At 75.0% G+C, this 18620-nt stretch carries 18 protein-coding genes; 12 read left to right on the top strand and 6 right to left on the bottom strand.

Features of this window, described 5'->3' with window-relative positions:
- Window positions 1–141: 141 nt before the first annotated feature.
- Window positions 142–810, bottom strand: coding sequence for a DUF429 domain-containing protein (locus ABQ292_RS03535; protein WP_369203275.1), 669 nt, complete (start codon window positions 808–810; stop codon window positions 142–144).
- A 26-nt stretch (window positions 811–836) separates the two neighbouring features.
- Here ABQ292_RS03535 and ABQ292_RS03530 point away from each other — a divergent pair, with 26 nt between their 5' ends.
- Entirely contained in the window at window positions 837–1328 is a 492-nt protein-coding gene (locus ABQ292_RS03530) for a ribose-5-phosphate isomerase (RefSeq protein WP_369203273.1), read from the top strand.
- On the opposite strand, the gene ABQ292_RS03525 is transcribed toward ABQ292_RS03530, so the two are convergent.
- Window positions 1325–2563: a GNAT family N-acetyltransferase gene (locus ABQ292_RS03525; protein WP_369203271.1), complete on the bottom strand. Its 1239-nt coding sequence runs from the start codon at window positions 2561–2563 to the stop codon at window positions 1325–1327. The genes ABQ292_RS03530 and ABQ292_RS03525 overlap by 4 nt on opposite strands.
- 72 nt (window positions 2564–2635) lie before the next feature.
- Between ABQ292_RS03525 and ABQ292_RS03520 the strand changes: the two genes are divergently transcribed.
- From ABQ292_RS03520 to ABQ292_RS03500, 5 genes are all read left to right on the top strand, one after another.
- The gene (locus ABQ292_RS03520) at window positions 2636–3058 is read left to right on the top strand and encodes a winged helix DNA-binding protein (RefSeq protein WP_369203269.1); all 423 of its coding nucleotides are present in this window, start codon (window positions 2636–2638) and stop codon (window positions 3056–3058) included.
- A gap of 140 nt (window positions 3059–3198) precedes the next feature.
- A complete protein-coding gene (locus tag ABQ292_RS03515) occupies window positions 3199–4815 on the top strand; it encodes a hypothetical protein (RefSeq protein ID WP_369203267.1) in 1617 nt (538 codons plus the stop codon).
- Window positions 4816–4896: 81 nt separating this feature from the next.
- Complete coding sequence (locus tag ABQ292_RS03510) at window positions 4897–5904, top strand: sigma-70 family RNA polymerase sigma factor (protein ID WP_369203265.1); 1008 nt, start codon at window positions 4897–4899, stop codon at window positions 5902–5904.
- A 105-nt stretch (window positions 5905–6009) separates the two neighbouring features.
- A complete protein-coding gene (locus ABQ292_RS03505) occupies window positions 6010–7338 on the top strand; it encodes a methyl-accepting chemotaxis protein (RefSeq protein WP_369203264.1) in 1329 nt (442 codons plus the stop codon).
- A 196-nt stretch (window positions 7339–7534) separates the two neighbouring features.
- Window positions 7535–7957 carry a DUF4396 domain-containing protein gene (locus ABQ292_RS03500; RefSeq protein WP_369203262.1) on the top strand — a complete coding sequence of 141 codons (423 nt, stop codon included), beginning with the start codon at window positions 7535–7537 and terminating at the stop codon, window positions 7955–7957.
- Between the two features lie 63 nt (window positions 7958–8020).
- On the opposite strand, the gene ABQ292_RS03495 is transcribed toward ABQ292_RS03500, so the two are convergent.
- Window positions 8021–9688: a glycoside hydrolase family 13 protein gene (locus tag ABQ292_RS03495; RefSeq protein WP_369203260.1), complete on the bottom strand. Its 1668-nt coding sequence runs from the start codon at window positions 9686–9688 to the stop codon at window positions 8021–8023.
- 363 nt (window positions 9689–10051) lie between these two features.
- On the opposite strand from ABQ292_RS03495, the gene ABQ292_RS03490 reads away from it, so the two are divergent.
- From ABQ292_RS03490 to ABQ292_RS03480, 3 genes are all read left to right on the top strand, one after another.
- Complete coding sequence (locus ABQ292_RS03490) at window positions 10052–10834, top strand: GAF and ANTAR domain-containing protein (protein WP_369203258.1); 783 nt, start codon at window positions 10052–10054, stop codon at window positions 10832–10834.
- Window positions 10831–11538, top strand: coding sequence for a GAF and ANTAR domain-containing protein (locus ABQ292_RS03485; RefSeq protein WP_369203256.1), 708 nt, complete (start codon window positions 10831–10833; stop codon window positions 11536–11538). Before ABQ292_RS03490 ends, ABQ292_RS03485 begins: the two co-directional genes overlap by 4 nt.
- 154 nt (window positions 11539–11692) lie before the next feature.
- Window positions 11693–12796 (top strand): fatty acid desaturase family protein, encoded by a 1104-nt coding sequence (locus ABQ292_RS03480; RefSeq protein ID WP_369203254.1) that lies wholly within the window; start codon window positions 11693–11695, stop codon window positions 12794–12796.
- An 88-nt stretch (window positions 12797–12884) separates the two neighbouring features.
- Here the strand turns inward: ABQ292_RS03480 and ABQ292_RS03475 are convergent, their stop codons facing one another.
- The 3 genes from ABQ292_RS03475 to ABQ292_RS03465 are packed head-to-tail and all read right to left on the bottom strand — an operon-like array spanning window position 12885 to window position 14995.
- A complete protein-coding gene (locus tag ABQ292_RS03475) occupies window positions 12885–13424 on the bottom strand; it encodes an LURP-one-related family protein (protein ID WP_369203252.1) in 540 nt (179 codons plus the stop codon).
- Window positions 13417–14508 (bottom strand): serine hydrolase domain-containing protein, encoded by a 1092-nt coding sequence (locus ABQ292_RS03470; protein ID WP_369203250.1) that lies wholly within the window; start codon window positions 14506–14508, stop codon window positions 13417–13419. The genes ABQ292_RS03475 and ABQ292_RS03470 overlap by 8 nt, the downstream gene beginning before the upstream one ends.
- A 1-nt stretch (window position 14509) precedes the next feature.
- Window positions 14510–14995 (bottom strand): hypothetical protein, encoded by a 486-nt coding sequence (locus ABQ292_RS03465; protein ID WP_369203248.1) that lies wholly within the window; start codon window positions 14993–14995, stop codon window positions 14510–14512.
- 129 nt (window positions 14996–15124) lie between these two features.
- On the opposite strand from ABQ292_RS03465, the gene ABQ292_RS03460 reads away from it, so the two are divergent.
- From ABQ292_RS03460 to ABQ292_RS03450, 3 genes are all read left to right on the top strand, one after another.
- Window positions 15125–16294: a sensor histidine kinase gene (locus tag ABQ292_RS03460; RefSeq protein ID WP_369203246.1), complete on the top strand. Its 1170-nt coding sequence runs from the start codon at window positions 15125–15127 to the stop codon at window positions 16292–16294.
- Window positions 16291–16965: a response regulator gene (locus ABQ292_RS03455; protein ID WP_369203244.1), complete on the top strand. Its 675-nt coding sequence runs from the start codon at window positions 16291–16293 to the stop codon at window positions 16963–16965. The genes ABQ292_RS03460 and ABQ292_RS03455 overlap by 4 nt, the downstream gene beginning before the upstream one ends.
- A 182-nt stretch (window positions 16966–17147) precedes the next feature.
- Entirely contained in the window at window positions 17148–18599 is a 1452-nt protein-coding gene (locus ABQ292_RS03450; protein ID WP_369203242.1) for a family 14 glycosylhydrolase, read from the top strand.
- Window positions 18600–18620 lie beyond the last annotated feature (21 nt).

Here is an 18620-nt window from a genome sequence, read left to right as displayed (position 1 = left end):
TGCTCGGCTCGGAGGATGCGGTCCGCCGCCCGGTCGAGTCGGGCCGTCAGGGAGTGGAGGGCGTAGCTGAGATCCGGCTCCACGAACTCAACTCAGCACGCTGAGTTGGCAATGCAAGGGGACGCTCGCGCGCGAGCACGCTCACCAGCAGATCCGCATCGGGCGGCCGCGGGCGTCGATCGCGCCGTCCCCGACGCACTCCGCGGCGCCGTCGGCGACCCGCCGGGCCGACCACGCCGCGGCGCAGGCGTCCAGCGCGTCGACGAGGGGCACCCCCGGAGGCGAACCGGCGAGCGCGTCGAGGACGTCGACGACCGGCTCGAGCGCCCGGATGCGCTGGGCCTGTCCGCGCGCGCCCGACTTCGGGTCGCCCACCCGGTCGTCCAGCGCGCGGAAGGCCAGCTCCGGGTGCACCTCGACGACGTGCCCGAGCGGCGGGTCGCCGAGGGCGTCGTCGAGGGCCGCGATCGAGCGCACCAGCTGGAAGGACTGGGCCGACAGCGAGCGGCCCCCCGTCGCCTCGACCGACAGCCGGCGCGCCTCGGCGTAGTCGCGGGCGCGCAGGACCGCCCGCACCGGCGCGGGGAACACCGAGCTGCCGGCGCGGCCGAGGCGGCGCCGCGCCGCCACGTCACAGGCCCGCACGCCGTCCTCGGACAGCCCGATCGGCATGTCGATGCCGACCACCTCGACGTCCGGCACCGCGAGGACGGCGGCGACGTCGGCCAGCGCCAGCAGCGTCACCGACCGGCCCTCGAGCAGTGCGCCGACCCATGCCCCGCGCCACCCGTCCACCCCGAGCACCGGCACGCCCCGACCCTGACAGACTCGGGTCCATGCGCGTCTTCGTGGGGACCGATCACGCCGGGCTGGAGTTCAAGGAGCACCTCAAGCAGGCGCTCACCGACGCCGGGCACGAGCCGGTCGACTGCGGTGCCTTCGAGTACGACGCCCAGGACGACTACCCGCCCTTCTGCTTCGAGGTCGGCGAGCGCGTCGTCGTCGAGCCCGGCACCCTCGGCGTCGTCATCGGCGGCTCGGGCAACGGGGAGCAGATCGCGGCCAACAAGGTGCCCGGGGTCCGCGCCGCCCTGGTGTGGAACCGGGAGACCGCGGAGCTCGCCCGGGCGCACAACGACGCCAACGTCTGCGCGATCGGTGCCCGGCAGCACTCCGTCGAGGAGGCCACCGAGCTGGTGCTGCACTTCCTGGCCGCACCGTGGAGCGGCGAGGAGCGGCACGTCCGCCGGATCGGCCTGATCCACGACTACGAGCAGAACCGGCACCGCCCGGCCGGCGGCCTGCCCACCCGCGGGGACGTCGTCTAGAAGGGGTCGGGGCACCACGGGGTCACCGGCCACGAGAACGCCGTCGCCGCCAGCGCGACCGCCCCGGGGCTCACCTCGGTGACCCGCCCGGCCGCGTGCAGCGTGCCCAGCGAGACGCCGCCGAGGTAGGCGGCGGCCAGCGCACCGGCGTCCACGACGAGGTCGGGGTCGAGGTCGGTACGGCCGCAGTAGCCACCGGCCGGGTGCCCGGCCACCCGCCAGCGCCCCTCGTTCCAGGGACAGAACTCGTCGCGCACGTCGACCACCAGGTCGATCGGCGTGGGGTAGCGGCGCGCCGACAGCGCCCGGTCGACGTCGACGAGCCGCAGCCACAGCCCGTCGACCGGCCGGGGGAGCAGGGCGCGCGCGTCGGCCAGCAGGTGGCGCAGCGGCTCGTCGGCGGAGGCGTGGGGGTACTCGACCGTGCGGATCAGGTCGAGGTCGAGCAGGTACCGCCACAGCGCCGCGTACGCCGGGGTGCCGCGGCCGCGCACCTCGTCGACGAGCACCGTGCCGTCCGGCTCGCCGTCGGCGGTCTCCCGGGCGCGGACGCGGAAGGCCGCGTACCCGGTGACCGTGCCGTCGGCCTCGGTGTGCAGCAGGTACCGGCGGGCGGTGGCGCCGTCCCGCCGGTCCGCCGGGTCGCGCAGGAGACGCTGCCACCAGCGCTCGTCGCGCTCGAGCGCGCCGGGCACCCAGCGGCGCAGCGCCTCGTGCACGCGGGGGGCGGCGGCCCGGTACGCCCCGACGTCGACCGGCGTCACCGTGCCGGTGCCCAGGTCGACGCCCGGCCGGAACGCCGTGCGCCGGGTCCGGCCGGTGAGGTTGCCGCGCAGAGCGGCCGGGGCGTAGCCGAAGCGGCCGTAGATGCCGCCCTCCGAGGCCCACAGCGCGGCCAGCGGCTCGCGCTGCCGCTCGTGCAGCTCGGTGAGCTGACGGCGCATGATCGCGGTGAGCACGCCGCGACGGCGGTGGGTGGGGGAGACGGTCACCCAGGTCACGCCCGCGCAGGGGACGACGGCGCCCGGCACGGTGAGCGTGCGGCTGTAGACCCCCGACGTCGCCGCCACCCGGTCGCCGTCCCACAGGCCCAGCGTCCGGTCGAGCTCCGCGGTCGCCGGCGGGCGCTCGACGAACGAGCTGTCCATCTCCTCGCCGAAGACGTCGGACATGGCCTGCGCGAAGGCCGGCCACTCGTCCGGCGACACGGGGCGCAGCGCGGCGGGATCGGTCACCCCTGCTGTCTACCGGGCCGGTGCGACGCTGCGCGACCGCGTTCCGTCGGCGGGACCTGCCACCCTGCGCGCGTGGACGGACGGCGGCCGGTGGGGTGGTGGGTCAGGCGGCTCGACGAGCTGCTGGAGCAGGGGCTCGACGACGTCGTCGCCGCCGAGGGCCTGGGCCGCCGGCACTGGCAGGTGCTGCAGTCGGTGGCCGAGGGGCAGGCGGACCGGGCCGCGGTGTCCGCGTCGCTCGCCTCGTTCGCCGGTGCCGGGGAGCTCGACGGCGTCCTCGCCGACCTCGGCGGACGCGGCTGGCTGACCGCGGAGGGGGAGCGACTGCAGCTGACCGCCGACGGCCGGACGGCGCACGCCCGGCTCGCCGCGGCGGTCGGGGCCTTCCGCCGCTCGGTCGCCGCGGGGATGACCGAGGAGGAGTACGCGCAGACCGTCGCCGGCCTGGCCCGGATGGTCGCCAACCTGGAGCGCACCCGGGCCGGCGGCGGCTGACCGACCGGCGAGGGGTGCCCCGGCGCGGACGTCGGTAGGGTCCCCCGGGTCGGGCGCGCCGACGGCGTCGCGCCACCCGTGCGACCACGTGCCCGGCGGACGGAGGTCCCCGCGTGCGACCGAGGACCGTGCCCATCGCCGTGAGCGCGCTCCTGCTCGCCGCCGGCTGCACCTCGTCCGCCGGCGGCGGCGGGGACGACGCCGGTGCCGCCGCGGTCGCCACCTCGGCCCCCGACCAGCGGCTCTCCGTGGTCTCCGACGCCGAGCCCGCCGCCTCCGCGGTCAGCACCAGCCGCGCGCTGTTCGACGAGGCCGGCGTCGTGGTGGTCGCCCCCGACGGCGACCGCGCCGCGGCGCTGCTGGGCTCCTCCGCCGCGGTCGGCCTGGGCGTCCCGCTGCTGCTCGACCCCGAGGGCGACGGTGCCGGGGACGACCCGGTCGCCGCCGAGCTCGACCGGCTGGGCGTCACGACGGTCCTGGCCGTCGGCGGGGACGCCGCACCGGGCGGGGGCGACCTCGACGTCGTCACCGTGCCGGCCACCGCCGAGGCCGTCGCCGCCGCCACCGGCCTGGACCTCGCCGAGGGCGACCCCGTGCCGGCCGACGGCGACGCGGCCGCCGTCGCCGGGCTGGACCCCGACGCGCCTGCCGCGCTGCTGCCCGAGGACGCCGCCGCCGTCGACGGGGAGGCGTCCGGGGAGCTCCCCGAGGTGACCCGGGCCGAGCCGCTGGAGGACACCGTCGTCCTCGCGTCCGGCACCCCCGACTCGCTGGCCGGCGTGGCCACCGCCCGGGCGGCCGGCGCGCGGGTGCAGCTGACCGGCGGCTCGACCGACCCCCGGGGCTCGGCGGAGGCGGTCGACGCCGTGGCCGGCGCCGGCACCGTCGTGGCGCTGGGCGCGGGCTTCGCCGACGAGGAGGGCCTGGACTGGAAGCTCGAGACGGCGGCGACCGGCGCCCAGCTGCCCGGTGGCGGGCAGGTGCTCTTCCCGCAGCACTTCCTGGTCGCCCTCTACGGGCACCCGGGCTCCGGCGCGCTCGGTGTGCTCGGGGAGCAGGACGTCGCGGCCAGCATCCAGCGGGCCCGCGACACCGCCGCGCCCTACGACGCGCTGGTCGACGACGCGACCGTCGTCCCGGCCTTCGAGATCATCGCGACGGTGGCCTCGGAGTTCCCGACCGAGGAGGGGAACTACTCCTTCGAGGCGCCCGTCGAGCAGCTCCGGCCGTGGGTGGACGCGGCGGCGGAGGCCGGCGTCTACGTCGTCCTGGACCTGCAGCCGGGGCGCACCGACTTCGTCACCCAGGCCGAGCGCTACCGCGAGCTGCTCGCGCTGCCGCACGTGGGCCTGGCGCTCGACCCCGAGTGGCGGCTGGCGCCCGACCAGGTCCACCTGACCCAGATCGGCTCGGTGGACGTCGAGGAGGTCAACCGGGTGGTCACCTGGCTGGCCGACCTCACCCGGGAGAACTCCCTGCCGCAGAAGCTGCTGGTGCTGCACCAGTTCCGGGTGGACATGATCCCCGGCCGCGAGCGGGTCGACCTCTCCCGCGACGAGCTGGCGGTCATGGTCCACGCCGACGGGCAGGGTCCCCAGGGCAGCAAGCAGGAGACCTGGCGGGTCCTGCAGGGCATCGGTCCCGAGGGGCTCGCCTGGGGCTGGAAGAACTTCTACGACGAGGACGTGCCGATGCTCACCCCCGAGGAGACGATCGCCCAGGTCTCCCCGCGTCCGGAGCTGGTCACCTACCAGTAGGGCGAGCCCTCCCGGTTCTCCCGTTCCGTCGGTGGTCCGTGGTGGACTACCGCCCTCGCCGACGAAGAGGGGTGGTCACAGGTGACCAGCGTGCTGACCGGGGTGTCCGACGAGCTCGACCCGCGGCTGCTCGAGCACCGCCGCGAGCTGACCGGGTACTGCTACCGGATGCTCGGGTCGTCGTTCGACGCCGACGACGCGGTGCAGGAGACGCTGGTCCGGGCGTGGAAGAGCCTGGCCGACTTCGAGGGCCGCTCGTCGCTGCGCTCGTGGCTGTACCGGATCGCCACCAACGTCTGCCTCGACCAGCTCTCCGGACGGCAGCGCCGCGCCCTGCCGATGGACCTCTCGGGCTCGTCGTGGTCGCCGGTGGAGGCGTCGCTGGCGGCCAAGCGGCCGGCCGAGGCGTGGGTGGAGCCGGTGCTCGACCGCCAGGTCCTCCCCGAGGACGGCGACCCGGCCGAGCGCGCGGTGGCCCGGGAGTCGGTGCGGCTGGCCTTCGTCGCGGCGCTGCAGCACCTGCCGCCGCGGCAGCGGGCGGTGCTCCTGCTGCGTGACGTGCTGCGGTGGCGGGCCGACGAGGTCGCCGGCCTGCTGGAGACCACCGTCGCGTCGGTCAACAGCGCGCTGCAGCGGGCGCGGGCGACACTGGCGGCGATGGGCGGCACGCCCGAACCCCGTCCGCTGGACGCCGACTCGCGCGAGCTGCTCGCCCGGTACCTCGACGCCTTCGAGCGCTACGACGTCGACGCCTTCGTCGCCCTGCTGCACGAGGACGCCACCCAGCACATGCCGCCGTTCGAGATGTGGCTGGGCGGCGCGGCCGACATCGGCACCTGGATGCTCGGCCCGGGCAGCGCCTGCCGGGGCTCGCGGCTGCTGCAGACCGAGGCCAACGGCTGCCCGGCCTTCGCCCAGTACCGGCTGCGCGGCGACGGCGTGCACGTGCCGTGGGCGCTGCACGTCCTGGAGATCGACGGGGACCGCGTCCGGCACATCACGAGCTTCCTGGACCTCGACACCGGGCTGTTCGTGCGGCTGGGCATGCCCGCCGTCCTCGAGCCCCGGCCGGAGGCCGCCACCTCCTGACGCCGGCCGGCCGGTCCCCACCGGACGGGACCCCCGGCCGGGGACGGAACGCGTCGGTTCGGCGACTGCGCTCAAGTCGTCCGGGCCGCGGACCGAAAGCCCTGCGTGAGTTCGACGTCCGCCGTGCCGGTCACCGCCTCCGTCCCCTCCCGCTGGTGGGCCACCGTGCCGCGCGGGGTGCGGCTCGACGAGCAGACCTTCGGCACCCGGCACCGGGTCATCGCCGCGGTGCTCGCGGTGCACCTCCCCGTGCTGGCGGGCATCGGCCTGGCGCGCGGGGTGTCCGGGTGGCTGCTCTGGGGGCAGCTGGCGGTCATCGTCGTCCTGCTGGTGCTCGGCCGCGCCCTCTCCGCCCAGGTCGCGCGGGCGAGTGCCGTCAGCCTGGGCCTCATGGTGGCCGCCGACGTCCTCCTGCACGTGGGCGGGGGGCTGCAGGACCTGCACATCTGGTTCTACGCGGTCCTCGCGGTCGTGGCGCTCTACCAGATGTGGACGCCGTTCCTGCTGGCCGTCGCCTTCGTCGCCGTCCACCACGCCGCCATGAGCCTGCTCTCGCCCGACTCCGTCTTCTCCGACCACCACGCGCAGCAGAGCCCGGTCCTGTTCGCCCTGCTGCACGCCGTCTTCCTCCTGGCCGAGGCGACGTTCCTGGCCTACGGCTGGAAGTTCACCGAGGTGGCCGACCGCGCCCGGCAGGTGGAGCAGCAGCGTGCCGAGGAGCAGCAGGCCGCGCAGGTGCGGGCCCAGGAGGAGCTCGCCGCCGAGCGGGTCCGGGCCGCGGAGGGGGCCGCCGCCGCGCTCGCCCAGCGGGAGGAACGGACCACGGAGCTCGGGCACCGGCTGAGCGGTCTGGTCGCGGCCGGACAGCGGCTGGACGAGAACGTCGGCGTCGCGTCCGCCGTGATGGCCGGCCTGCGCGCGGCCATCGGCGAGATCGCCTCCGCCGCCAGCCAGGCCACGACCACCGCCAACGAGGCCAGTGCCAGCTCCCGCGACAGCGCGCAGACCGTGGAGCGCCTGGCCGCCACCATGGCCGAGATCGACCAGATCGCCGGCAGCATCTCCACCATCGCCGACCAGACCAACCTGCTCGCGCTCAACGCGACCATCGAGTCGGCCCGCGCCGGCGAGGCGGGCAAGGGGTTCGCCGTGGTCGCCGGGGAGGTCAAGGACCTCGCCTCGGAGACGGCGCGGGCCACCGAGCGGATCCGCCGCGTCGTCGAGGCCGTCCGCGGGGACGTCGTCGCCGCCGGCGCGGCCCTCGGCAGGGTCCAGGAGGTGATGGCGGACGTGGTGGCGGCGCAGACCACCATCGCGACCGCCGTCGAGGAGCAGACCGCCTCCACCGCGCAGGCGCAGGAGGCCATCGTCGGGGCCTCGCGGGAGGCGACGGGCATGGCCAGCGACCTCCAGCGCATCGTCACCGGCATGTGAGCGCGCCGCCAGGCGTCATGTCCTGATACCCCCTGGGGGTACCTTCGCTTCGTCGACGGAGGAGGACGACACGGACACGCAGCACGCGCACGGCGGATCCGTCCCGACCGGGCGGGACCGCGCCGCGCACGACGACGCGGGGCGCACCGCGCCCGACCACGACACGGCCCACGGCCGCGGGCCGGTCAGCTGGGCGATGGCCGTGCAGGCCATGCTGCACTGCCTCACCGGCTGCGCCATCGGTGAGGTCCTCGGGATGGTGATCGGGACGTCGGTGGGCCTGTCCACCGGGGCCACGGTGGCGCTGGCCGTCGCGCTGGCCTCCGTCTTCGGCTACGCGCTGACCATGCGCGGCGTGCTGCGGGCGGACCTGACGTTCCGGCGGGCGCTGCAGGTGGCCCTGGCGGCCGACACCGTCTCGATCACGGTGATGGAGATCGTGGACAACGCCGTCATCGTGTCCGTGCCGGGCGCGATGGAGGCCGGGGTGTCCTCGGCGGTGTTCTGGCTGTCACTGGCCGGCGCGCTCGCCGTGGCCTTCGTGGTCACCCTCCCGATCAACCGCTGGCTGATGGGACGCGGCAAGGGCCACGCGGTCGTGCACGCGTACCACCACTGAGGAGCCGGGCCGGGGAGCGGTGGCTCCCCGGCCCGGTCGGCGACCCCGCTCGAGGGTCCTTCCTCAGTCCTGGACGCGGCGCAGCCAGACCGTCGTGTCCGGCGGCAGGACCCCACCGGGGAGCCGTCCGCTGGCGAGCAGGACCTCGCCGGCCGGCAGGTCGACGTCGGTGTCGGAGAAGTTCGTGACGCTCTCCCACCCGGTCGACCGGCGCAGGTGCAGGACGTGGGTCCGGGCCACCGGCCCGGAGCCGAGCCACTGGAGCGACCCGTCGGCCCGCAGCTCGCGCCGCAGCCGCAGCGCCGTTCGGTACAGCTCCAGCGTCGAGCCCTCGACGCCGTCCTGCGCCTCGGCGGAGTGCTCGCCGAACCACGCTGGCTGCGGCAGCCAGGACCCGGCCTCGCCGAAGCCGAAGGACGACCCCCCACGGGTCCAGGGCAGCGGCACGCGGCAGCCGTCCCGCCCCTTCTGCGCGTGGCCGGTGCGCTCCCAGATCGGGTCCTGCAGCGCCTCGGCCGGCAGGTCGGCGACCTCGGGCAGGCCGAGCTCCTCGCCCTGGTACAGGTAGGCCGAGCCGGGCAGCGCGAGCATGAGCAGCGTCGCCGCCCGGGCGCGGCGCAGGCCGCGCTCGTCGTCCGGCGCCGGGTGCGTGCCGCCGGAGAGCAGCCAGCCGTCGAGGTCGGTGCCGTTCGGCAGCGCGTAGCGCGACCGGTGCCGGACGACGTCGTGGTTGGACAGCACCCACGTCGCCGACGCCCCGGCCGCCGCGGCGGCCGACAGCGCCCCGTCGATCTCCACCCGGAACTGCTCCGCCGACCACGGCGACACGAGGAACTCGAAGTCGAAGGCCTGCCCCAGCTCGTCGGGCCGGGCGTAGAGCACCCGGCGGCTGGTCGTCACCCACGCCTCGGCCACGGCCGACCGCGGCGGGTCGTAGGTGTCGAGCACCTTGCGCCACTCACGGAAGATCTCGTGCACCTCCTCGCGGTCGAACAGCGGGTGGCTGCCGTCCAGGGGCAGCTCGGTCCGCGAGTCGGGGTGGACGCCGCCGTAGTCGCGCAGTGGCTCGCTCAGGTCCTTGGCCAGCGCGTGCGCGACGTCGACCCGGAAGCCGTCGACGCCACGGTCGGACCAGAAGCGCAGCGTCTGGAGGAAGTCCTCCCGCACCTCGCGGTTGTCCCAGTTGAAGTCCGGCTGCTCCCGGGCGAACAGGTGCAGGTACCACTGGCCGTCGGGGACGCGGGTCCAGGCCGGGCCACCGAAGTGCGACATCCAGTCCGACGGCGGCTGGCTGCCGTCGGGACCCCTCCCGTCGCGGAACACGTAGCGGTCGCGGGCGGGGGAGCCGGGCGGTGAGGCCAGGGCCTCGGTGAACCAGGCGTGCCGGTTCGACGAGTGGTTGGGGACGACGTCGACGACGACCTTGATGCCCAGGCCGTGGGCCCGGGCGACCATCTCGTCGAACTGCTCGAGCGTGCCCAGCCGGGGGTCGACGTCGCGGTAGTCGTCGACGTCGTACCCGCCGTCGGCGAGGGCGGAGGGGTAGAAGGGGCTCAGCCAGACGGCGTCCACGCCGAGCTGCTGCAGGTACCGCAACCGCTCCGTCACCCCGCGGAGGTCACCGAGGCCGTCGCCGTCGAGGTCGCGGAAGCTCCGGGGGTAGACCTGGTAGACGACGGCCTGGCGCCACCAGTCGGCGGTCGTCGTGGGGTCGGCGGTGGGTGGGTTCACGGGCACGGGTCTCCTGGGTGAGAGGCACGGGGAGGTGCGGCAGGGCGTACTCACGGGGACGGTGCCTGGCGATGGCACCTGCGGCGACGGGTCTCCGGTCGGCGACGGTGCCGGACCGGGACGGCCTGTGCCCATCGTAGGAGCCCGCCGGGGCGGCACCCGACGGCGGACCGCGGCGCGGGGTCGACGCCCCCGGTGAGCGGGTGGCGCGGTGCGCCGGGTTGGGCCTCGCGCGCCCGCACCTGCGACCATGGCGCTCCTGGGGTGTGGTGGGGCAGCCCTCCGCGTGTCCGGCCGTGTCCGGCCACGTTCGACCGCTGGTCGGGCCGACGGCCGGCACCTTCGAGGGGACGGGCGACGACGATGGCCGGAGCGCGGGTGGTGGACATCCTCGCCACCCTGTCCGCCGCCGGGCCGGCCGCGTCCTGGCCGGACCACCTGGTCGAGGAGTGCCGGCAGGCCACGGGGATGACCGGGGTGGGCCTCGCGGTGGTGAGCGCCGAGGGCGTCAGCGGGGTCGTGGCGGCGACCGGCGGTCCCGCGCAGCGGATGGAGGACCTCCAGTTCACCCTGGGCGAGGGACCCTGCGCGGACGCCTCGACGTCGCGACGGCCGGTCCTGTGCTCCGACCTCGGCGTGGAGGGGGTCGTGCGGTGGCCGGCGTTCGCGTTCGGGGCCGCGCAGGCGGGGATCGTGGCGGCGTTCACCTTCCCGCTCCAGGTCGGTGCCGTCGCGATCGGCGTGCTCGACCTCTACCGCGACCGTCGCGGGCCGCTGTCCGGTGCGCACCTCACGGAGGCCGTCGCCTTCGCCGACGCGGCCGTGGCGGTGCTGCTCCACCTGCAGGAACGCAGGGGGGACGACCCGGTCACCGGTGTCGACGTCGACCCCGGGTGGGCCGACCTCGTCGACCGGCGGGCCGTGGTGCACCAGGCCGCCGGGATGATCTCGGTGCAGCTGGACGTCGGCGTGGTCGAGGCGCTGCTCCGGCTGCGCGCCACGGCCTTCGCCCGCGACCTCCGGATGGCCGACCTCGCCGGCGACGTGGTGGCACGACGCGTGCGCTTCGACGACAGTGAGATCGGGCTCTCGCCGGGCCCGGGGGGACCGGACGTGGACGGCAGTCCAGAGGAGGAGTCGACGTGACGAGCCGGGAGCAAGCGGTTGCGGAGACCTTCGTAGAGCTGGCGGACACGCTGGTCGCCGAGTTCGACCTCGTGGACTTCCTGCACACCCTGATCGAGCGCACGGTCACGCTGCTCGACGGCGACGCCGGGGGCATCATGCTCGCCGACCAGCGGGGCGGCCTCCAGGCGATGGCGGCGACCTCCCACGAGGTGCGGCTGGTCGAGCTCTTCGAGCTGCAGAGCGACGAGGGGCCGTGCCTGGAGGCCTTCCGCACGGGGCAGTCGGTGACCAAGGCCGACCTCGGTGAGATGCGCCGCGACTGGCCGGACTTCACCGCCCGGCTGGAGCAGGCGGGCTTCTCCTCGGCGCAGGCGGTGCCCATGCGGTTGCGCGACGAGGTCATCGGGGCGGTGAACGTGTTCCGCGTGGCGACCGGTGCGCTGAGCGAGGCGGACATGCGACTGGCCCGCGCCCTGGCCGACGTCGCGACCGTCGGCCTCCTCCAGGAGCGGACGATCCGGTCACGGGACCTGCTGGCCGAGCAGCTGCAGGCCGCGCTCAACAGCAGGGTCCTCATCGAGCAGGCCAAGGGCGTGCTGGCCGAGCGCACCGGCATCGAGGTGGGCGAGGCGTTCACCGTGCTGCGCGCGCACGCCCGGCGGACCGGGGTCCCGCTGCACGCGCTCGCCGCGCAGGTCGTCTCCGGCACGCTGTACCTCTAGCGGTCACGGGAGCGCCTCGGGGAGTGGGTGCACCGGGGAGTGGGTGCACCGGGGACGTCGGTGGCCGGCCGCGTGATCCACGCGGCCGGGTTACCGTGGCGGTACTGCCCCGGACCCGGCGGTACACCCGTCCGTCCTCCCGGAGGCGCAGTCCATGGCATCCCCCCAGCTCGACCCGGCGCCCCCTGCCGCCGATCGGCTCGCCGCCCGCCGTCCGCGGACGGCACGGCAGACCAGCACCTACGGCGAGCTGTCCCGCCAGGTCCGGGAGGCGGGACTGCTGCAGCGGCGGCACGCCTGGTACTGGACGCAGATGCTCCTCATGACCGGCGCGTTCGCCGGGGTCTGGGTCACCTTCGCGCTGCTCGGGGACTCCTGGCTCCAGCTCGGGGTCGCCGCCGTCCTGGCCGTCGTGGTCACCCAGTTCGGTTTCCTCGCCCACGACGCGGCGCACCGGCAGGTCTTCGGCTCGGCGCGCTGGAACGACTGGGCGGCGCGGGTGATGGCCGGGGCGTTCGCCGGCCTGAGCGCCGGCTGGTGGTCCCACAAGCACAGCCGGCACCACAGCGCCCCGAACCAGGAGGGGAGGGATCCCGACATCGGGCTCGGTGTCCTCGCCTTCACCCCGGCCGCCGCCGCCCCGCGGACCGGCCTCGCCGCCTGGCTGACCGCCCGTCAGGGCTGGGCCTTCTTCCCGCTGCTCCTCCTGGAGGGCCTCAACCTCCACGTGGCGAGCCTCCAGGTGCTGGTCGGCCGGCGTGACCTCCCGCACCGCCGGGTGGAGCTGGTGCTCGTCGTCGGCCGGCTGGCCGGCTACCTCGCGGCCGTGCTGCTGGTCCTGTCCCCGGGCAAGGCCGCCGCCTTCCTGGCCGTCCAGCTCGGCGTCTTCGGCCTCCTGCTCGGCGGCGCGTTCGCGCCCAACCACAAGGGCATGCCGATCGTGCCGGAGGGCGCCCGCGTGGACTTCCTGCGCCGGCAGGTGCTGATGTCGCGCAACATCGACGGCGGGCCCCTCACCGACGCGGCGATGGGCGGCCTGAACTACCAGATCGAGCACCACCTGTTCCCGAGCATGCCGCGCCCCAACCTGCGGCGGGCCCAGCCGATCGTGCGGGCGTACTGCCGGGCGAACGGCGTGACCTACACCCAGACCAGCCTGGTCGGCTCGTACGGCATCGTCGTCCGGTACCTGAACGCGGTCGGGCTGGGCGCCCGGGACCCGTTCAGCTGTCCCCTGGTGCAGACGCTGCGCAACTGAGCGCGGCGGCGGTCCGGCGCCGACCGTGCACGAGTGCGTCGATCCACCGGAGCGGGCAGCGGACGGACCTGGCGGGGGTCACGGCCGGCTACACGGCGGCGGAACCGCCGGCGACCGCGGCACCGGCGGCCGTGGCCGACTCCTCCTCCACGGTCGTGCGCCAGATCTGGACGAGCGCGACCACCTCCGGCAGCCGGAGGGTGCGCGGATCGTGGTGGACGAGGTGGTCGTGCTGTCGCAACGACCACACGGACGAACGGGGAGTCGCGGTCAGGACGAGCTCGCCGCGCTCGTCGCTGACGCGGAAGTCGCGCCGCCAGGCGCTGCCCTGGACCACCAGGCGACCTCCCCGCTGCAGGTGGACCTCCGCGGAGGTCCTCGCGATGCCCCGCATCCGCACCGTGAGCAGGGGGCTGCCGTCCGGTCCGGTCGCGTCCCACCGCGTGGGCAGCCGCCACCAGCTCGTCCGTGCCGCGCAGAGGGGAGCGCCCCGGGCGTCGGTGACGGTGAACCGGTTGCCGGTCCAGCTGACCGCGATGCGCGCGACGACACCCTTCACGTCGGTCACGTCGTAGGCGCCGTGCCTCCTGCGGCCGGAGAACCGGAGGCCGGCGGACGGCTCAGTCACGGACGAGTCCTCCCGGGGGGTCGGGCAGGTGGCCGGACCGGGCGGAGCCGGCGCGCATGAGGTCCCGCAGCAGGCCGAGGGCGGCCCGGTCGGGGCTGCGGGTGCTGTTGCTCAGCGCGACCACCCCGAGCGCGGCTCCCGGCGCGAAGGCGGTGAACGCGCGGAAGCCCCCGGTGGCGCCGCCGTGGAAGAGCAGTGGGCCGCTCGGACCGGCCCACCGCATCCAGGCGAGGGCCAGGCCGCCGGCCAAGCGGCTGCGGTGCCGCTCGCGCTGGGTCAGTGCGAGCGCCTCGGCGAGTGGCGTGTGGTCCGGACGGAGGTGGGCGCGCAGGTACGCCAGCAGGTCGTCAGCGGTGGAGCGCAGGGCGCCCGCGCCGGCGACCCCGAGGAGGTGCCACGGTTCGATCGGCCGGGTGCGGCGCCCGTGCCCGACGGCGAGGCGCTCCACCTGGCAGGCAGCGGGGACGACCACGGTGTCGCGCAGGCCGAGCGGCTCGCACACCCGTGCCCGCACGAGCGAGGCGTAGTCGGGGTGGCCCAGGCGGTCCGCGAGCGCCTGACCGAGGACCGCCATGGCGAAATTGGAGTACCGGGGGCGCCCCGTACCGGGTGTGCGGCGCAGCCGCGCGCGTCCCAGCGCGTCGTAGAGCCCGGGGACGGTGATGCCGGCGTACGGGTCGTCCTTCGTCAGCAGACCGGACCGCAGGACCGGGACCCACCCCAGCGGGGAGTGCGGCAGACCGGACCGGTGCGTCGCCAGGTCCTCCAGCGTGATGTCCACGCCGTCCCGCGACGGCACCCGCACGCCGGCGGGGACGACGGCCCGCAACGGCGTGTCGAGGCGGACCTCGCCCCGTACGACGGCGTCGGCCAGCAGCAGCGCGGTGAACGTCTTGGTGACCGAGCCGACCTCGAACAGCGTGGTCCCGTCGACGGGCCGGCCGTCCGGACGCCCGGTGGTCCCCCGGCCGGCCACCGTCGTCACGCCGCTGCGAGCGTCGACCACGCCGAGCACGAACCCGACGTGCCGGCGGGCGGCGGAGTCGGCGGCACGGGTCAGGACCTCGGCGACCCTCGTCCCCACGTCACCGCTCCTCGGCGGAGCGCCACCGGTCACCGCGCGCGGTGACGTAGTGCGCGGCGACGTGGCGCCAGGGGACGACGGCGAGGACCACCACGACGAAGAGGCACGAGAACGTCACGTCCCACGTGGCCTGGTCCATCCGGTCGGCGCTCCACAGCGGCAGGGCGACGACGGCCAGCCAGATCAGCTTCCAGGCGACCTCGAACAGCAGCAGGGGCAGCATTCGCAGCGGATGGCGGATCCCGACGAGGGCGAGGATCGACACCGCGGCGAGCATGCAGGTGACGACGCCCTCCATGAGGGGCCACGGCCGACCGTCCTGGACGAAGGCCGGCCACGTGGTGACGGCGAGCCCGACGACGATGAGGAGGTAGCCGGCCCGCAGCGCGTAGAGGCGCGCCAGCGAGACCGGGGCCGCCGCGGCGGTGCCGCGTCGATCGTCTCGTACCGGCACGGTGTCCGTCGGGAGTTCTCGGAGGAGGCTCACGGGGCGAGCCTGCTGCGGGCGCAGGGGTCGGGCATCGGGCTCCGGTCGGCGCACGCTCGACCGAGGTCGGCACCCGGCGCCGACTTTGGTCGGTCGTCCCCACCCGCCGTCCCGCCCTACGCTCCGGCCATGGGCCTCCCGGCCGATCCCGCTCGACTGCCGCGGACGGCGGAGCGCGGGACCGTGCGCGCCGCGCTGCTCGCCGTCGCCGTCGGCGGGGTCTGGCTGGTCCTCGCCCGGGCCCAGTTCGGAACGGCGGGTGCGCTGCTCTGGATCGACGCCGCGCTCGGCGTCACCTCCGTCGGAGCCGTGCCGTTCCGTCGGCGCCGGCCGGTCGCCGTCACCGTCCTGACCGCGACGGCGACGGCGTTCTCGGCCGGCGCGACCGGCGCCTGGGTGGTCAGCCAGGCGTCACTCGCGACCCGCCGGAGGTGGCGGGAGATCCTGCCCACCGCCGCGTACGGCGTCCTGACCGGCCAGCTCTGGTACCTCGCGCAGGCCGAGCGACCACTGGACTGGGCGTTCAACCTCGCCTTCACCGCCCTGCTCACCGGCGTGATCGTCGCCGTGGGCATGTACGTGGGCGCCCGGCGCGAGCTCGTGGCCTCCCTGCGCGAGCGGGCCGAACGCGCAGAGCACGAGCAGGCGCTGCAGGTCGCCACCGCGCAGGCGGCCGAGCGAGCGCGCATCGCCCGCGAGATGCACGACGTCCTCGCCCACCGCATGTCGCTGGTCGCCCTGCACGCCGGCGCGCTCGCCTACCGCACCGACCTCAGCCCCGGCCAGACCCGCGAGACCGCCGGCGTCATCCAGGCCAACTCCCAGCGCGCCCTGACCGACCTCCGGGAGATCCTCGGCCTGCTCCGTGACCCCGAACGCGGCATCGACGCGACCGACCACCGGCCGCAGCCCACACTCCGGGACCTGGACACGCTGCTGGCCGACGAGCGCGCCGCCGGCGCGCACATCACCCTGCACTCCTCCCTCGAGGACCTCGCCGAGCTGCCGGTGTCGACCGGTCGCAGCGCCTACCGGATCCTGCAGGAGGGACTGACGAACGCGCGCAAGCATGCCCCGTACGCCGCGGTCACCGTCGAGCTGACCGGTCGTCCCGGGCTCGGTCTGGACCTCTGCATCCGCAACCCGGCACCCGTCGGTGGCCAGGACGGCACCCGGACTCCCGGCTTCGGCCTCGTCGGCCTGGCCGAGCGGGCCGCCGCCAGCCACGGCCACCTCGAGCACGGCCGCACCCCCGACGGGGAGTTCGTCCTCCGGGCCCGGCTGCCGTGGGACCGATGAGCGCCCTCGCCGTCCGGGTGGTCCTCGTCGACGACGACCCCCTCGTGCGCACCGGGCTCCGGCTCGTGCTCGGCGGTGCACCCCAGGTGGAGATCGTCGGGGAGGCCGGTGACGGCGCCGAGGGGCTCGACGTGGTCGCCCGGACGCGTCCCGACGTCGTCCTGATGGACATCCGGATGCCGCGGATGGACGGGCTCGCCGCCACACAGCAGCTGCTCGCGAGGTCCGATCCCCCCAGGGTCGTCGTCCTCACCACATTCGACGCCGACGAGTACGTCGTCCGGGCCCTCGCGAGCGGCGCGAGCGGGTTCCTCCTCAAGGACACGACCCCCTCGACGATGGTCGAGGCCATCCAGCGGGTCGCCGCGGGCGAGCCGATGCTCTCGCCGAGCGTGACCGCGCAGCTGATCCGCAGGGTCGTCCACGCGTCCCTCCCCGGCGCGGAGGCCGCACGGGCACGCGCCGCGGCGGCTCGCCTGGCGACTCTCAGCGAGCGGGAGCGGGAGGTCGCCGTCGCGGTCGGGCAGGGCAAGTCCAACGCGGAGATCGCCCGCGACCTCTTCATGAGCCTCGCGACGGTCAAGGCCCACGTCTCGCACATCTTCGTCAAGATGGGGGTGTCCAACCGCGTCCAGATCGCGATCTGCGTCCACGAGGCCGGCCTCGCATGACACCGGCGCCGTCGGCGTCCGAGGGAAGCCCGAGCCACGTCGATCCCGAGCCACGCCGATCCCGCGCCGAGCCGAGGTCGACCGGCGGTCGGGACCGCGAGTCGGGCAGGACACGCCGGGGAGACGGTCCCTACCGGGGACTCCGCTGGGACCTGGTGCGACGGGCTGGCAGCATGCCGGGTGTGAGGCACGCCACAGTCACGCTCGCCGTCCTCGGTCTGCTCCTCGCCGGCGCGGGTCCTGCCCAGGCCGCTCCGGCGGACGGCCCGGTGCCTCCCGGGCCCGTGGCGCTGGACGACCCGGAGTTCACCGCCAACGTGATGGCACCGCTGAAGGTGACCGACTGGGCGGCGTTCGAGGCCGACCTCGAGACCGTGGCCGCCTACGGCGTGGACGCCGTCAGCGTCGACGTGTGGTGGGGCGACGTCGAGGGTGCGGCGGACAACCGGTTCGACTGGAGCTACTACGACCGGGTCTTCGACGTGATCACGTCCAAGGGCCTGGACCTCGCGCCGATCCTGTCCTTCCACCAGGCCGGCGGCAACGTCGGTGACGACTACACCAGCCTGCTGCCGCCGTGGCTGTGGTCCAAGTACGCCGGCGTCGAGTACCACGGCATCGAGCTCGGCCCGACGGGGCTGCAGCACCGGAGCGAGCAGGGCAACCACAGCGCCGAGAGCGTGCAGGGCTGGGCCGACCAGGTCGTGATGGACGAGTACCGGGACTTCACCCGGGCGTTCGAGCAGCAGTACGGGGACGTGTACGCCGACGAGGTGGTGGAGGTCAACGTCTCGCTCGGGCCGTCCGGCGAGCTGCGCTACCCGTCCTACAACCAGCACGACGAGGGCACCGGCTACCCGACGCGGGGCGCCCTGCAGTCGTACTCCCCGCTGGCCGTCCGCGACTTCCAGGACGAGGTGCTGCACCGGTACGGCTCCCTGGAGGCGGTCAACCACGCCTGGGGCACCGACCTCGCGTCGGTGCAGGAGATCGGCCCGCCGGAGGACGCCGACGCCTTCTTCGCCGCCCTGGACTACCTGGACACGCAGTACGGCCGCGACTTCGTGGACTGGTACAACGGCTCGCTCGTCGAGCACGGCGAGCGCGTGCTGTGGACGGTCGTCGACGCCCTCGGCGAGGACTTCCCCGAGGCCGACATCGGCTACAAGGTGCCGGGGATCCACTGGTCGATGACCAACCCCGCCCACCCGCGGGCCGCCGAGGTGACCACCGGCCTGATCCAGACCAGCGTCGACCTCGACTCGTGGGCGACCGGGCACGGGTACCAGCGGGTGGTCGAGCTGGCCAACCGGTTCGACGGCGGCCCGCGTGAGGTGGTCATGCACTTCACCGCGCTGGAGATGGACGACCAGGACGTCGCGCCCGCGTACTCGCTGGCCCAGACCCTGGTGCAGTGGATCGGCGACTACGCGTTCCGCGCCGGTGTCGAGCTCAAGGGCGAGAACGCGCTCGCCGGCGGGGTCACGAACGACGAGGGCTGGGACAACATCAACGAGGCCTTCGAGACGTGGGGGTACCTGGGGTTGACCGTGCTCCGGATCGGTGACGTGTCCTCGGGCACCGGGGCGCGCCGGTACGCGGAGTTCATCGCGACGTACAGCCCCGACGTCTGACCGCGCGACGGCGGCAACCCG

Source organism: Geodermatophilus maliterrae, from assembly GCF_041018925.1.
GTDB classification, from domain to species: Bacteria; Actinomycetota; Actinomycetes; order Mycobacteriales; family Geodermatophilaceae; genus Geodermatophilus; species Geodermatophilus maliterrae.
This window is presented reverse-complemented; position numbering and strand designations above follow the sequence as displayed.

Coding starts and splice junctions, on each gene's coding strand:
- ABQ292_RS03490 (WP_369203258.1), top strand. CDS start 10,052: ATGGCCGGAGCGCGGGTGGTGGACATCCTCGCCACCCTGTCCGCCGCC.
- ABQ292_RS03460 (WP_369203246.1), top strand. CDS start 15,125: ATGGGCCTCCCGGCCGATCCCGCTCGACTGCCGCGGACGGCGGAGCGC.
- ABQ292_RS03500 (WP_369203262.1), top strand. CDS start 7,535: ATGGCCGTGCAGGCCATGCTGCACTGCCTCACCGGCTGCGCCATCGGT.
- ABQ292_RS03455 (WP_369203244.1), top strand. CDS start 16,291: ATGAGCGCCCTCGCCGTCCGGGTGGTCCTCGTCGACGACGACCCCCTC.
- ABQ292_RS03480 (WP_369203254.1), top strand. CDS start 11,693: ATGGCATCCCCCCAGCTCGACCCGGCGCCCCCTGCCGCCGATCGGCTC.
- ABQ292_RS03530 (WP_369203273.1), top strand. CDS start 837: ATGCGCGTCTTCGTGGGGACCGATCACGCCGGGCTGGAGTTCAAGGAG.